The following is a 15353-nucleotide window of genomic DNA, read 5'->3' as shown; positions in this document are numbered from 1 at the left end:
ACATCAGAATAGTTCTCATCCAGTCGAAACGATGTTATGAAGGGGGTGTGATTTACATCACGTGAGAAGAAATCTCCTCCGTATCATTTATCCTTTTTGGAATTTTTAGAAAGATTAAGTTTGTGTAACAAACCCAGTTTTTTCTAAAAATAGGCACAAAAAGAGCAGCTAAATCGACTTTTATAAAGTTTGATTTAACTGCTGTAAGCTTCTATTTGGACAATATTTCAAATAAAGCGCACGACAAATTACTTGTTCTTATTATATCGTATTTTCACAAAAAACACAAGGTTTTCTCTAGACATGAAAACGATTTTATGGTATTGCCCCTAATGATTTTTATCGGTTTTGACCACTAGATGATGAACTGCTTGTCGTGTTCGAACTACTTGTCGTGTTTGAACTGCTTGTCCGGTTGGTATTTCGATTTCCATTGGAAGTACCCCCTGAACCGCCTAAGATTCCAGCCCAGGCACTAGCATAATCACTATCTGATCCACCAATCGCGAAGCGATAGGTCGTTTGTGGAGCGCCATTTTTAGCCCAATAGCTCGTAACCGTTGCACCTGACAGATCGATATCACGACCATTGACATTGACACGACCAGGTCGTTGTCCGGTAGATTTCAGGACAGTAGATGAAATGACACTGCTATCTAGAGTGAAGCGGTCTTGCACTCCCCAAGCATTTGGATCCGCCTGATAGATGGCATTTGCTAAATAGGCCATGTAACTTGCGTTATTATTGTATCCTGTCAACGGAGCCATGGAAGCATTGTTATCGTGTCCAATCCAGCCACCTAAGGTGAGATTTGGAGTAGAAAGCATGAGCCACATATCTCCATTCTCATTGGTGGTTCCGGTTTTTCCAATCCAATCAGCATTTGCAAGGGTTGGATTGACCTGGCTAATCCGGCTCTTAAAGGTCGTAGTCGCACCAGAACTGATGACCCCTCTTAACAGATCTTGCATGATGGTCGCAGCTGCCGCTGAATAAACCCGTGTTGGCTTGCTTTCATGCTGGTAAACAACTTTCCCATCTCGATCCATGATTTTTTCAATCATGTAGCGCTTTTGGTAATTCCCATTATTGGCAAGGGTTTGATAACCATTTGTATGTTGAGCAACGCTTACTTCGATTCCGCCTCCCATTGGCAGACTTTCAATCCCATACTCAGCGATGTCGTAGCCCATTTTTTCCATATAGCCTGGGACATCGACACCCTTTTCACGAAGAGTACGATAGGTCCAATAAGCTGGGATATTCCATGAGGTGTTGAGGGCCTCTCTGAGGTCCATCATCCCAGTCCCTCGATTATCCACGTGCATAATTGGCTCTCCACTAGAGAAGTTGGTTGGGTAATTGGAGAGGATACTATTGCTTCCCATCAAGCCTTGGTCAATGGCAATTCCATAAGCTAGCAAGGGTTTAATGGTAGACCCTGGAGAACGCTCTGTGTCAAAAGCATGGTTATTTTGATTCCCGTCAAAATTCCGTCCCCCAACAAAGCCAAGAATAGCCCCTGTTCGGTTGTCCATAAGGACATTCCCTACTTCTACCGTACCTGTTCCATCGTCCAAGATGCCTCCATAATTGGCAACGGCGTCTTGCATGGCATTGTAGATAGCTTTGTTAATAGTGGTTTGGACCGTATAGCCACCCTCTCTCAATTCTTTCTTCGCCAACTCTTGATAAGATTTAACGGTCGAATTGTTTTTTAGGTCGTGGCTAGAGACGTTGTCTCTCTTGATTAAATACTCATACATGGCTTCTTCCGCTTCACTGACGGCTTGGAAATACAAGTAGTCGTGTGGCGTCTTCTCGATGCCATTTGACGGAAGGAAATCCTTACTTAAATCATATTGACTATATTGGTCGTACTCTTCCTTAGTGATAGCCCCTGTCCGATACATATTGTACAAGACATCCTTTGCCCGATCCAAGCCTAAAGCTTGATTTTCTGGAGTTTTGAGACTTCCATCAGAAGCATAAGGTGAGTAGACAATTGGGCTCTGTGGCAAACCAGCAATAAAGGCCGCCTGTGGAATGGTCAAGTCTTTGGCAGAAACTCCAAAAATCCCTTGAGCTGCCGCTTCTACTCCAGCAATATTTTGTCCACGGTTGTTTCGACCAAATGGAGATACATTGAGGTAGGTCGTTAAAATTTCGTCCTTATCCATTACCCGCTCAAGAGCAAGGGCATCGATAATCTCCGCAGCTTTCCGTGAGAAGGTCGGTGCATCTCCCACAACTTGTTGTTTGATCAACTGTTGGGTCAAAGTCGAACCCCCACTAGAGGAACCTACTCCAGCAACTGAACCCAAGGTAGCCCGGATTACTGCTTTTGGAACAACCCCGTTATGGCTGTTAAAATTCTCATCTTCTGTGGCAATGACGGCCTTTTTAACATTGTCCGAAATCGCATCCTTTTGAACAGGAATCCGAATGAGGTCACTGTCAATATCAGAAATGACACTCCCATCTGAGTAGGAAATCTTTGAAACACTGGAAATGTTTCGTACTTGTTGAACCAGCTGTGTTGGATCCGGTGTTTCTGTCGCATTAAATAGACTGGCCGCATAGCCAATCGCAATCCCTGCTCCAAACAAGAGGCCACCTAAAGCAAACACTAGTAGCACATCCCAAAGGAGCTTCATGGTTCGGAGAACTGTCGCTACGAAATCTCCTAATGACCAGCCCTCCTTGTTTTCTTTCTCATTGACTTCAACAGTCATTTTGGCAAAGAAGCCTTTTATTTTCTTCCCGCACTTTGTAAAAAATTCTCTCATTTGACTCACTCTATTTCTCCTTGTCCTTCCTATTATACCAAATGGACTACTTTCTTTTCAATTCCTAAAGTTGAGAACACTGTTTCCAATTGGATTTTTTTCGTCCATTCATTGCTATTTCAAGTCATTATGGTAAAATAGAGAGAAACCATACAGATACTGGACTGTTTTCATCGATCTGGCCAGTAGCTTAGAAAAGGAGAGAACGATGCACATTTTTGATGAGCTAAAAGAACGTGGTTTGATTTTCCAAACGACTGACGAAGATGCTTTGCGTAAAGCCCTAGAAGAAGGACAAGTATCGTATTATACTGGCTACGATCCAACTGCTGATAGTTTGCACCTTGGGCACCTTGTTGCCATCTTGACCAGTCGTCGCTTACAATTGGCAGGCCACAAACCTTATGCGCTTGTCGGTGGTGCGACCGGACTCATTGGAGACCCTTCTTTCAAAGATGCCGAGCGCAGTTTACAAACTAAGGAGACTGTAGACGGTTGGGTCACTTCTATCCAAGGGCAATTGTCTCGTTTTTTAGATTTTGAAAATGGGGAAAACAAGGCTGTCATGGTCAACAACTATGACTGGTTTGGCAGCATCAGCTTCATTGACTTCCTTCGCGACATCGGAAAATACTTTACTGTCAACTACATGATGAGCAAGGAATCTGTGAAGAAACGAATTGAAACAGGGATTTCTTACACTGAATTTGCCTACCAAATCATGCAAGGCTACGACTTCTTTGTCCTCAACCAAGACCACAATGTCACTCTGCAAATCGGTGGTTCTGACCAATGGGGAAATATGACAGCTGGTACTGAGTTGCTTCGTCGGAAGGCTGACAAGACTGGTCACGTTATCACTGTGCCCCTCATCACAGATGCAACTGGTAAGAAATTTGGTAAATCTGAAGGGAATGCTGTTTGGCTCAACCCAGAAAAGACTTCTCCATACGAAATGTACCAATTCTGGATGAACGTCATGGACGCTGACGCAGTTCGCTTCTTGAAAATCTTTACCTTCTTGTCACTGGATGAGATTGAAGAAATCCGCAAACAATTCGAAGCAGCTCCACACGAACGCTTGGCTCAAAAAGTCCTTGCTCGTGAAGTCGTGACTCTGGTTCACGGAGAAGAAGCCTACAAAGAAGCCCTTAACATCACTGAGCAACTCTTTGCAGGAAACATCAAAAGCCTTTCTGTCAAAGAACTCAAACAAGGACTTCGTGGTGTGCCAAACTACCAAGTACAAGCAGACGAAAACCACAACATCGTAGAATTGCTCGTATCATCTGGCGTAGTTAACTCAAAACGCCAAGCCCGTGAAGACGTACAAAACGGAGCTATCTACGTCAACGGTGACCGCATCCAAGATCTTGACTATGTCTTAAGTGATGCAGATAAGTTAGAGAACGAACTCACTGTTATCCGCCGTGGGAAGAAAAAATACTTTGTCTTGACTTATTAAAAAGAAGACCTCTGAAACTATGACTTTCAGAGGTTTTTTGGTACACTAGAAGTATCATGACGATCAAACCAAAATTACAACGATTTCAGACCGCAACAGCTTTTGCCTGTCCCATCTGTCAGGAAGCCCTTGACCTGGTCCAACAAAGCTTGACTTGTCCCAACCGTCACTCCTTTGACCTTGCTAAGTTTGGCTATGTGAACTTGGCTCCACAAGTGAAGCCCTCTAAGGACTATGACAAGGAGAGTTTCCAAAACCGGCAACTAGTTTTAGAGAACGGCTTCTACGACCATATCCTTACTACCCTATCAGAATGCTTGTCTCCACTGGACCATCCATCCAACATTTTAGATATTGGTTGCGGGGAAGGGTACTATTCTCGCATCTTACAAGAACGGTATCCAGACCATTCCTTTTACGCCTTTGATTTGTCTAAGGAATCGATCCAGCTGGCTGCTAAGAGCGACCATGAATGGAAGGTCAAGTGGTTTGTCGGGGACCTAGCTCGCCTCCCTCTTTTAGACCAGAGTATGGACCTTCTTCTAGACATCTTTTCGCCAGCGAACTATCAGGAATTTAAACGGATCCTGGCCCCAGACGGTCGCCTTATTAAGGTTATCCCAACACCAAGCCATCTGCAAGAAATTCGTCAGAAGGTTAAGGAGCACCTCGATCAGGCCGATTATTCCAATGAGCAGATTATTCAACATTTCTCTGATCATTTTACGGTTGAACAAAGCCTCCATTGCCAGGAAACTTTCGAACTCACACCAGCATTGCGGGAGGCTCTTCTGAGCATGACGCCTCTCCTCTTTCATGTCGATGCATCTCAAATCGACTGGAGCGATTTGACTCACATCACTATTTCTGCCACTATTTTGGTTGGAAGAAACAACTAACAAACACCCTCCATTGATTGACAAATGGAGGGTCTTTTTTTATGTTTATAGATTAGTCACTTTCCTCTACGCCGATTTGTTGACGGTAGGCTTTGGGCGACTTGCCACACAACTTGCGGAAAACCTTGTAAAAGTAACCGACATTACTGTAGCCGACTTCATAGCAAATATCTTCAATACTTTCAGTTGTGGATAAAAGTAGCTGTTGGGCCGCTTTGATCCGTTGTTTATTCAAGAGCTCAGCAAAGGTGGAATTGGTTTCACGTTTAATCAATTGTCCTAAATAAACGGGATTGATATAGAGATCTTTGCTAATATCCTTGAGCGACAGTTCCTTCCGATAGTCACGTCCAATAACTTCCAAGACAGTCGCCACATTATTGTTCATTCGATATTGAGAGAAGAAACTCTCCAATTGGTTCCGAACGCAGGTAACAAGATCCTCGAAAGTCGTTGTCTCATGAACAGCTTTCACAACTTCTGTCAGGTCATCTCCGTGCAGGTGTTCAAATAAATGAAAGACATCCATAATAAACTGAATAAAGAGTTGCTTGGCTATCGCCACTTTTGGAGTATGGCTTTTCACGGTTTCTTCCAACCAGTTCAACTCCTCTAAAATCTGTTGGATATTCCCCTGGATGATGACACGGTAGATGGGTTCGTAGTAATTAAAGACACCACCTTCTTCTTCCAAAGGGAGATCCCCATAAAATAGTCTTCGTTCAACAAGCTCTTTAAACTGTTGAAAATGTTCCTTATAAGGTGCTTGGAAACGACGCTGTAGGAAAGCCCCCTCATCCTCATCTGAAAGATAGAGTTGAAGATTTTGTCCCAAGACCTGATAAGACGAACTGGCAAAGCCTTTCCTTTCCTTATCCACTCCAATCCAGAGTTGCTTTCTTCCTCGGATGGCCTGCTCAAACTCTTCTTCTGACCAATCTTCATGAAGGAGCCGATTGGCCGTCTCTTGATCTGGTTTTTTCAGAGTTTGAGATAATTTTTCTAGGATATTCCCCAACTCCACCTTATTGACAGGCTTTAACAGATAGTCTGCTACCCGGAGGTTTAAGGCTTTTTTTACATAAGCAAAATCTTGGTAACCTGACATAATGATATAAGCTGCATGGGGAAGAATGGACTGCATTTGATCAATCATTTCCAGACCAGTTTTTCCTGGCATATTGACATCCGTAATCACGATATCTACTGGATAATCCGCAACATAAGCCAAGGCCTGATCCGCATCCTCTGCTGTGTACACAACCTCCATGTCCCATTTTTCAAAGGGAATCAGTTTTTTCAACCCCTCAGTAATCATATATTCATCGTCAACCAATAAGACTTTATACACGATTTCTTCCTCTTAAGTGTCCTCGATGGTAATCGTATAGAGGACACCTTTTCCTTTTTCTGATGTAATTTGAATGTGGTAACGATCCCCAAAGTAGAGAAGGAAACGCTCGTGGACATTGACAATCCCAATTGATTGTCGTTCCTTACTCTCTTCTACTTCTTCTCGAGGATCCCTATGACTCAATATTTGTTGGATCCGTTGCAACTGGTTCGGTTCCATTCCTCTCCCGTTGTCCTGAACACGAATCTCCACAGCTTCTCCAACACGACGGACTTTGATACTAATGACATTGTCCTTGCGCTTGTGATCAATCCCATGGACGAAGTAATTTTCCACTAATGGCTGAAGAGTAAACTTCGGAATGACCATCTCTTCTAGACCAGGTTCAATTTTAAAGCCATAAGCAATCGATTTTGGATAACGTACCATACAGAGATAGCTGTATTTTCTACAAAATTCCAACTCATTTTCGATGGTCGTCTCCTTCTCCTCTGAAATATTGTTTCGAAGAAGACTACTAAATTCGTAAATAATATCGGCTAATTCTTCTTGATCCTGCATGACAGCATACATGCGAATAAACTCCATGGTATTATACATGAAATGCGGATTAATCTGCGCTTGCAAGGCTTTCATATTGGCATCTTTTTGACTCAGTTGTAGCTGATAGATATCCCGGATAGACTTGTCCATATTGTCCAACATGGTATTGGTCATTTCCGCAACTAAGAGGAGCTCCTGCTCTTTGGTATCCACATTGATCCGTCGCTCGGAATCCCCCTGGCTGATGGCTTCCATGGTATCTACCAAATCCAACACTTGTTTTTGGTAATTACGGAAAATACGTTGAAGCAAGAGATACAAGACCAAGACCAGGATTAGGGCGACCGAAATCATCCAGGTAAAACTAAATAAGGCTGTTCGAACCGTGTAAGAGGTCGGGATTCCAACCCAGATTTGATAGCCGTAAGCAGTATCTCGCACAATCCACTGACTATGATCTTCTGGATTGATGTCTCCCCTGTGGTAAAAAACCTTCCCCAAGGGATTATAAATCTGGACGGCAACTGGAATCGTGTCTTGAATATTGTCGACAACAGAATCTAAAAGCGCCGGATTGATTTTAATATAAGCCAGTCCAATATCTTCGCCAGTCGTAACATCCGTCAAGGAAACTGGAATCGCTTGTGAACTAGCCACGTATTGATCCGCTGGAACTTGTTGCCCTCCTTTTTTATTCTTACTGGAGACAAAGACCGTTGTGTAGTCATTTAACACCAAATCAATTTCATCCAGGGCGTCGTGTTCCAAGTAAAGAGTCTCAACATTGCGGTGTAGGGAGACTTGAATATAGTTGGAAAAATAATTGTCTAGACGCCAACTTTCGTATTCCGAAGGCGACATTGAAAAGTACTTGTAAACTCCTTCGAGCTTGGCAGGGTTTTCTACCAGACTCTTTCCCCATTGTGTCGATCTTTTGTAGATATCCTCTACCTCAGCAGTCAAGCGAGAGGAAATCAACTGAGCAATCCGATCGGTTTCTGCTCGCTGATTATGCCAATAGACCAAGGATACCGTCACGCCTAAGGTCGTGATGATTCCCACCATGATATAGGCATAGAACTTCAAAAGAGTTGCTAACCATATTTTTTTCATAATTAAGAAACCACTTTAGAGCGAATTGTTTCATAGACTGGTTGAAAAATATCATTGACAAAGAAATGCCACAAGCCCAGTAAAACAAAGAAAAACAAAGCCGGAACGAAATGGGTAACAACCCCTAACAGAAAGGTCCCCAAGAGAAACTTGGTCACTGCACGAATATCCAGAAAAGCACCGATGAAACTCAACTTCAAGCTGTTGAGATAGGACAAGTCAAAATGGACTTGAAGCTTGAGATAGACTGCAAAAGTCAGGGGAGCCACCAATAAGAAAATCAAATTGACCAATAAGATAAAAATCTGAAACAGGGACAAGTGGGGCAATTGAACCATCAGATACATGCCATAAATAAGAATGGCTTCTATTAAAAAAAATGTATAGAAAACCTGGTTGGCTCGACGGAAATTTTCTTTATAGAGCGCCCAAGCCTCAAACCAACCATATTGCTTGTAATCAGATCCATGTTCGGCATATAGACTCATAATCGTTGCACTAGCTGGCCCAAATCCAAACAGGATGCCTCCACAAAAGGTTAGCGCCCAAAAGATCCCTGTTGCCAACATGGCTAAATAGACCCTTGTAAAAATTAATTCAATCATTCTTCCCATAATTTGTCTCCATGTTCATTTGCTGTATAGGGGAGCTTATGACTTAGTATAGTTTCCCTAGTACAACTGATGATTATACCCTATATTATAGCACATTTCCCCTGATGATTTCGATTTCAAAATCATCAACAGAAAAGACTTTGAAGTGCGAAGACCTCAAAGTCTTTTGATAGACTTAAGCAAGTAATGTTAGCTTATTTCTTAGAAGCAAGGTACTCATCGTATTGTTTTTGGATTTCATCCAATACTTTTTGGTAAGCACCTTCTGATTTCAATTTTTCAAGCATCTTAGGAATTTCAACTTCAGGATCTACTGTACCTGTATTGATGGCACTTGTGAATTGGTTCAAAGTGTTTGTAAGGGCAGTGATTTCTGATTTCACGTTTTCAGTGTTGAAGATGAATCCAAGTGCTGGAGATTCTTTTGCAGTTTCCAAGTCTTTCTTAGATTGTGCAATTTGCTCATCCGTTACGTTTTCGTTGATGTAAAGAATCCAGTTGTTACCAGTGTTCCATCCAGACATGTGAGTGTTTCCGTTGTAGCCATCCAAGACTTTCACACGGTTTTCTTTACCTTCAACTTTTTCCCAGTTCTTGCCTTCTGGACCATAAACAAGACCGTTCAAGAGTTCTGGATTTGTGTTCAAGAGGTTCAATACTTCCATTGCTTTTTCTTTGTTCTTAGAGTTATTTGAGATGACAAAGTTTGCAACTTGAGTAGTGTTGTTTTTCTTGTAAAGTTGAGTGAATGGTTTGATCTCGATCTTACGGTTTGCTACACGAGTAAGCAAGCTGTTACCGTAGTCAGCAGGTCCTACTGTTTCTTCACGTACCAACCAAGTATCTTGAGAAAGGTCATATCCAGTGTCGCTTGTAGCTACGTCTTTTGGAATGTAGCCAGCTTCATAGTATTTATGAAGAGTCTTCAAGTTTTCAACATAACGTGGAATAGTGTAACGGTCAACGATTTTAGTTGTGTCACCTTGCAAATCGACAACGAATGGAAGTCCATCTACTGCAATGTAATCGAAGTCATCAGAAGGTCCACCGTAGCTCTTGTTCATTGCGAATGGAACAACGTTTGGATCTTTTTCTTTGATCGCTTTCAAGACTGGTTCAAGGGAAGCATAGTCTGTGACGTTTGAGATGTCGATACCATATTTTTCAAGAAGTGGTCCGTTGAAGGCAAAGTTTTGTGAAGATGCAACGTTGGCTGCAACTGGAACAGCATAGATCTTGCCGTTTACAGTATTCCCTTTGATGTAAGCTGGGTCAAGTGCTTCATAGAGCTCTTTCCCTTCTTTCTTGTACAAGTCTGTCAAGTCAGCGTAAGCACCTTTTTGAGCGTTGATAACATAGTTGTTAGCAAAAGCAATATCGTAGCTTTCACCAGATGAGATGATAACGTTCATCTTCTTGTCGTAGTCACCCCAACCAAGGTATTGGATGTCTAATTTAACGCCAGCTTTTTCTTCGATGATCTTGTTCGCATTTTCTAACAAGGTATCCAAGTTATCCGGTTTGTCACCGATTTGGTACATTTTGATAACTGTTTTGCCATCTTCACTTTTAGATGATTTTTGGTTATCACCTGTCAAGTTACCACAAGCAGCAAGAGTTGCTCCAAGTGTGAGAACGCTAGCAGAAGCTAAAGCATATTTTTTCCAATTTTTCATGAGAAAAACTCCTTTTTTATTTTTCTTTATTAACATAATGAAGGGTGGGTGAGAAAGGTTTGCTTACTCTTTCACACCACCGATGGTCAATCCTTTTACAAAGTAACGTTGGAAGAATGGATAGAGGATAGCGATTGGAACTGTTGCCACCACCACCATGGCCATCCGTCCAGTTTCCTTAGGAAGGGATTGGACTGCACCAGCGATTTGGCTAGATGCACCGACTGATTTAGAGATGTAATCCATATTATTTTGGATTTGCATCAGCAAGTATTGAAGGGGATAGAGGTTTTCACTCTTGATATAGAGGAGGGCGTTGAACCAGTCATTCCAGAAGCCGAGGGCTGTAAAGAGACTGATGGTCGCAATCCCTGGGAGAGAAAGTGGTAAACAGATCTGGAAGAAGATCCGTGTCTCACTGGCTCCATCTATCCGAGCAGACTCAAGAATGGCTTCTGGGATCGTCCGTTTGAAGAAGGTCCGCATCAAGATGATGTTAAAAGGACTCAATAACATCGGAATGATAAGGGCTCCAACCGTATCTCCTAAATGAAGCAACTGAGTGGTAACGATATATCCTGGTACCATCCCTGCACTAAAGAGCATACTCAAGAGGGCAAAGACAGTAAAGAAGTTTCTGTACTTAAAGGTTCTACGAGAGATCGCATAGGCGTAGGTCGTTGTAATAAAGACATTACATGCTGTCCCTACAATCGTTACAAACAAGGTAATAAAGAGGGCTTGAAGAATCTTATCCTTAAATTGCACAAGGAAAAGATAGCCATCTGTACCGAATTTAGCAGGCCAAAATTGGAAGCCGTGAATTGCCAAACTTTGTTCATCTGTCAAGGAAATCATGACAACGAAGATGAAGGGCAAGATACAGGATAGAGCAACCAAGCCAACGATGCTACTAAAGAAGATGTCTGCTTTCTTACTGAAGGAGTGGATCCCAACATTATCAACTTTTTCTTTTTTAATTTTTGATTTTGCCATGGTATCCTCCTTTCTAGAAGAGCGCTGCATTCTTATCAATTCGACGTGCTACAATATTAGAAAGTAAAACGAGAATCAATCCGACAACTGATTGGTAAAGACCAGCCGCTGCGGCCATCGCAATATCTCCTGATTTAGCAAGTCCGTTGTAGACATAGACATCAATTACGTTTGTCACACTATAAAGAGCACCTGAGTTATGTGGGATTTGGTAGAACAATCCAAAGTCAGCACGGAAGATATTTCCGATGGCAAGGATGGTCAAGACCGTGATCAAGGAAGCCAACTGAGGAATGGTAATGTGGCGGATTCGCTGCCACTTAGATGCTCCATCCACTGTTGCGGCTTCGTAGAAGGTTGGATCAATTCCCATGATGGTTGCATAGTACATAACACTGCTATAACCAAAGCCTTTCCAGATTCCTAAGAAGAGGAGAAGCGCTGGCCAGATGGCAACCTCTGTATAGAAGTTGATTCCTTTCATCCCAAGTGATGTTAAGATGTGGTTAATCAAACCTTTATCGACGTTTAAGAAGGCATCTGTAAAGAAGCTGATGATAACCCATGACAAGAAATAGGGGAACAACATTGATGTTTGAAACACTTTAACCAACCGTTTGGAACGCATCTCACTAAAGATGATGGCAATCCCAACGGAAACAATCAAGCCCAAGAAAATAAAGGCAAGGTTGTAAAGGACGGTATTTCTTGTAATGATATAAGCATCTTTAGAACTAAAGAGGAATTTGAAGTTATCAAATCCTACCCACTTACTCTTCATTACACTATCAATAAATCCCTCTCCGGTGATATGATAGTCTTTAAATGCGACAACGTTTCCCAAAACAGGTATGTAGAAGAATAAAATCAACCACGCTGCACCTGGTAAAACCATCAAGAAGAAAATGAGATTTTCTCTCAAGGTCTTAACAAACTTTTTCATCTGACTCCCCCCTTTGTCATTTTATTTTTGGTAACGTTTACATTTTTTATTATAAAACTCTATGAAAACTTTTTCAAACTCCTAATTATAGAAAAAATTCTACAAATTTATGACATAGCCTTAAAAATGGAGAAAAAAGGAGAAGAAATGCCTCCATCGGACATCTTTCTCCTCCTTCAAGATCATTTTCTTTAAAGACACCCTTTTTGAATTAGGTCGTATAAATGGTCGAAGCTGTCGCAATGGTATGCCACTGGTTAGCCGTCGTCGCTGCGAAGTCCTTATCTCCATAGAAATCATTAAATGGCAGGATGTCTACTTCTAGTTCGTCGATACGAGAGATTTCGCCTGCTAGGTAGTTTTCAATGCGGCTTTCTGCGCGCTTGATCCGTTGCAAGAGGCCACCCATACGAATATCCACGGTATCCAAGCCAAAGACCTTGTTTTCTTTCAACCATTGGTGGCTAAAAAGAGCATGGAAGTGTTCAATCTGGCTTCTGAGTTTTGGCAATTCTTCTCTAGCGATTTGTTGCAAACTCTCTTTATCACCCGCTTGATAGGTTTGACGGATGCGTCGACCTACATCCACTTTGCTACTTAAAATAGCATTCAACTGTGCCTGAGTTTCGAAAAGGTAAGAATAGGCACCTGCTTTTTCTTTGATGTTAGAAAGGGTCTCAGCTGCTTGGGCAAAGTGAGGTTTGTCCTGTTCAGGAGTCATGTGCTTATCAAGGATTGGGCAGAGAACATCCTGATAAAAGACATAGCGGTTGGGATTGAGTCCACTGAGATTACCTGGTAGATCTGGCAAGAGGTTGGCAAGATCCAGTTGCATAAAGTCCTCAACGGATAGGCCTGTATTGGTCTTGAAGTGGGCAGATAAACGTTCTAAATCATTGCGGTAGCTGAGTTCTGCCCAGATTTGCAAGCTTGGCAGAATAGAGAACTGAGCTGTTTCACCGCCATTGTCCCCCCAGCCAGTCACAATAACTTCCTTGATTTGATTGGCACGGCAGGCTTTGTTGGCTTCAAGAGCGATAAGACGACTGAAATGATTATGAGGTGTAAAGCCAATCCACTTCCAAGCCCCACCTGCAAAGGCGATATCCTGACTAATCTTATGGTGGTTATTGAAGTTACGATTGTATTTTTCTTCGCTATCCTGATAATAATCCCAGTAAACCAAGGTGACACGGTCCTTGAGACGGTCTAAGTAAACACGAGTTTCTTCTGGAATTTCTACATCACGGTCGTACTGGCCATCTGCTGACATGAGTTTGAAGAACATATCGCTCCACATCTGGCAGTGGAAACCATACTTGTCTGCAATATCCAGCACACGCTCCAAGTGTTGGCACATAAGGAGACTACGATCCACAATACCGTTCAAGATAAGGTAGCGTCCCAAACCAACCAGGTGGGCTTCATCCATCCCAATGTTGACCTTGCGAGTTTGTAGCTTAGACAACGTCGCAAACATGCCGTCGATTAAGTCGTAAACTTTTTCTTCGCCGATGAGGAGAATGTCCTCTACATCGCGGAGTTGCTGGACTTCTTTAACCCCCCATTTGACAAAGGCTGACAAGTGAGCCAAGGTTTGGATGCATGGGACAAAGGTCATGTCAAACTGTTGGGCGTAGGCTTCGATTTCCTGTAATTCCTCAGCTGAATAAGCCCCACGGAAATAACCAAAGTAAGGTTGTCCTTCAATTTGATAAGTGTCTTCCATGTAGAGCTCAAAGGTTGAATAACCCATCAGAGCTAAGACTTCAATCATCTGCTTGGCTGATGCAACATTGAGCACGGCATTTCGCGAACAGTCGGCCATATAGGCTAAATCTTCATAGGCCGCCTGCTCTTCAATCTCTACCCTGTCCCCTTCTGCTAAAGCTGTTGCTAGCACAGATAAAGCACGGTAGAGTTGATGAGGTTTACGGTAGGTCAGTTGATACTGCCCCTTCTCACCCTTGATAGAGATAGAAGCTTGGTCAGACTGAGCGACTGCCACCTCTACATCTGATAGAGAAATGTGATTTTTTAATACTTCGATAGCTTGCGCTTGTTTGGGACTAAGTCCTGTAAAACTTACCATTGGTTTTCCTCCTGTAACCAGTTGACAAGGGCACCGTAGAGATTGGCATCTGCCTGATAGGTGCAGGCTTGAATGACTGGAGCAATTGTATATTCTTCATAGATTTCGACAAAGGTGTCTACTGCTTTTTGCACCCCTTTGATAAACTCAGGATTTTGGCTGATAGAACCACCTAAGCTAATGACATCTGGGTCGATTAGATACTGGATATTGAGCAGGCCTTGAGCTAGGTTACGGTTCATGCGTTCAATGGCTTCTTGGCAGAGGGTGTTTCCTGCTGCAGCCTCTTGGTAAATCTTACGGCCATCCCAGTCAGACTGACCTGATTTTTCAATGACGTAGCGCACCATACTTCCCGTAGAAGCGAGTTGTGACCAGTTGTTGAGTTTTTCTGCAGGCTCGATGGTGGTCATGTAGCCAAACTCACCGCCCAGTCCATGGCGACCTCGGTGAAGCTTGCCATTGATAATCATGGCGCCACCGATTCCTGTACCAACCACGACACAGGCTGCATTTTCAATTTCAGGATGAGCTAACAGTTCACTCAGTCCAACACAGTTGGCATCATTTTCTAGATGAACAGGGAGTTGGTGATGAGCAAGGACCTCATACCAAGAAAAACCATGAATGTAAGGGATGGCACTAATTCCTTCAATCACTCCTGTTTCTTGATTAACGGCTCCTGGCACACTCATGGCAATCCCACGATAGTCCTGTTCGGACAAGCGTTGCTCCAACCAAGCTAGCAACTCTTCCAGAGTCTCTGGAGTCGGAGTGCTGGCCTTATCTAAAATTTTTCCATCAGGTGTGAGACTAGCAAATTTTATGCCGGTCCCTCCGATATCAATGGTTGCAAGGGTCATGGCTT

General features: G+C 42.8%; 11 protein-coding genes. 2 read left to right on the top strand and 9 right to left on the bottom strand.

Going from position 1 to position 15353, the window contains the following annotated elements; genetic code table 11:
• Nucleotides 1-339: 339 nt before the first annotated feature.
• Nucleotides 340-2790, bottom strand: coding sequence for a penicillin-binding protein PBP1B (pbp1b, locus tag EAI95_RS07645; RefSeq protein ID WP_155223262.1), 2451 nt, complete (start codon nucleotides 2788-2790; stop codon nucleotides 340-342).
• 208 nt (nucleotides 2791-2998) lie between these two features.
• Here pbp1b and tyrS point away from each other — a divergent pair, with 208 nt between their 5' ends.
• Both tyrS and EAI95_RS07635 read left to right on the top strand, forming a co-directional pair.
• A complete protein-coding gene (gene tyrS / locus EAI95_RS07640) occupies nucleotides 2999-4255 on the top strand; it encodes a tyrosine--tRNA ligase (protein ID WP_120701363.1) in 1257 nt (418 codons plus the stop codon).
• A 56-nt stretch (nucleotides 4256-4311) separates the two neighbouring features.
• Entirely contained in the window at nucleotides 4312-5154 is an 843-nt protein-coding gene (locus EAI95_RS07635; RefSeq protein ID WP_129822639.1) for a putative RNA methyltransferase, read from the top strand.
• 52 nt (nucleotides 5155-5206) lie between these two features.
• On the opposite strand, the gene EAI95_RS07630 is transcribed toward EAI95_RS07635, so the two are convergent.
• The 8 genes from EAI95_RS07630 to EAI95_RS07595 form a co-directional block, all read right to left on the bottom strand.
• Entirely contained in the window at nucleotides 5207-6505 is a 1299-nt protein-coding gene (locus EAI95_RS07630; protein ID WP_129822638.1) for a response regulator transcription factor, read from the bottom strand.
• 12 nt (nucleotides 6506-6517) lie between these two features.
• Nucleotides 6518-8164 carry a sensor histidine kinase gene (locus EAI95_RS07625; RefSeq protein WP_129822637.1) on the bottom strand — a complete coding sequence of 549 codons (1647 nt, stop codon included), beginning with the start codon at nucleotides 8162-8164 and terminating at the stop codon, nucleotides 6518-6520.
• Nucleotides 8165-8166: 2 nt separating this feature from the next.
• Complete coding sequence (locus EAI95_RS07620) at nucleotides 8167-8778, bottom strand: DUF624 domain-containing protein (protein ID WP_129822636.1); 612 nt, start codon at nucleotides 8776-8778, stop codon at nucleotides 8167-8169.
• Between the two features lie 194 nt (nucleotides 8779-8972).
• Nucleotides 8973-10454 carry an ABC transporter substrate-binding protein gene (locus EAI95_RS07615; RefSeq protein ID WP_129270306.1) on the bottom strand — a complete coding sequence of 494 codons (1482 nt, stop codon included), beginning with the start codon at nucleotides 10452-10454 and terminating at the stop codon, nucleotides 8973-8975.
• Between the two features lie 63 nt (nucleotides 10455-10517).
• Nucleotides 10518-11450, bottom strand: a complete 933-nt coding sequence (locus EAI95_RS07610) for a carbohydrate ABC transporter permease (protein WP_048717481.1) — start codon at nucleotides 11448-11450, stop codon at nucleotides 10518-10520.
• Nucleotides 11451-11463: 13 nt separating this feature from the next.
• Complete coding sequence (locus EAI95_RS07605; protein ID WP_023022063.1) at nucleotides 11464-12393, bottom strand: sugar ABC transporter permease; 930 nt, start codon at nucleotides 12391-12393, stop codon at nucleotides 11464-11466.
• A 211-nt stretch (nucleotides 12394-12604) separates the two neighbouring features.
• Nucleotides 12605-14485: a beta-N-acetylhexosaminidase gene (locus EAI95_RS07600; protein ID WP_129822635.1), complete on the bottom strand. Its 1881-nt coding sequence runs from the start codon at nucleotides 14483-14485 to the stop codon at nucleotides 12605-12607.
• The gene (locus tag EAI95_RS07595; RefSeq protein WP_129822634.1) at nucleotides 14479-15348 is read right to left on the bottom strand and encodes an ROK family protein; all 870 of its coding nucleotides are present in this window, start codon (nucleotides 15346-15348) and stop codon (nucleotides 14479-14481) included. Before EAI95_RS07595 ends, EAI95_RS07600 begins: the two co-directional genes overlap by 7 nt.
• Nucleotides 15349-15353 lie beyond the last annotated feature (5 nt).

It is taken from the genome of Streptococcus sp. bf_0095, assembly GCF_004166885.1.
GTDB lineage: Bacteria > Bacillota > Bacilli > Lactobacillales > Streptococcaceae > Streptococcus.
Note: the sequence above shows the minus strand (reverse complement) of the source record. Positions and strands in the feature narration are given on the sequence as shown.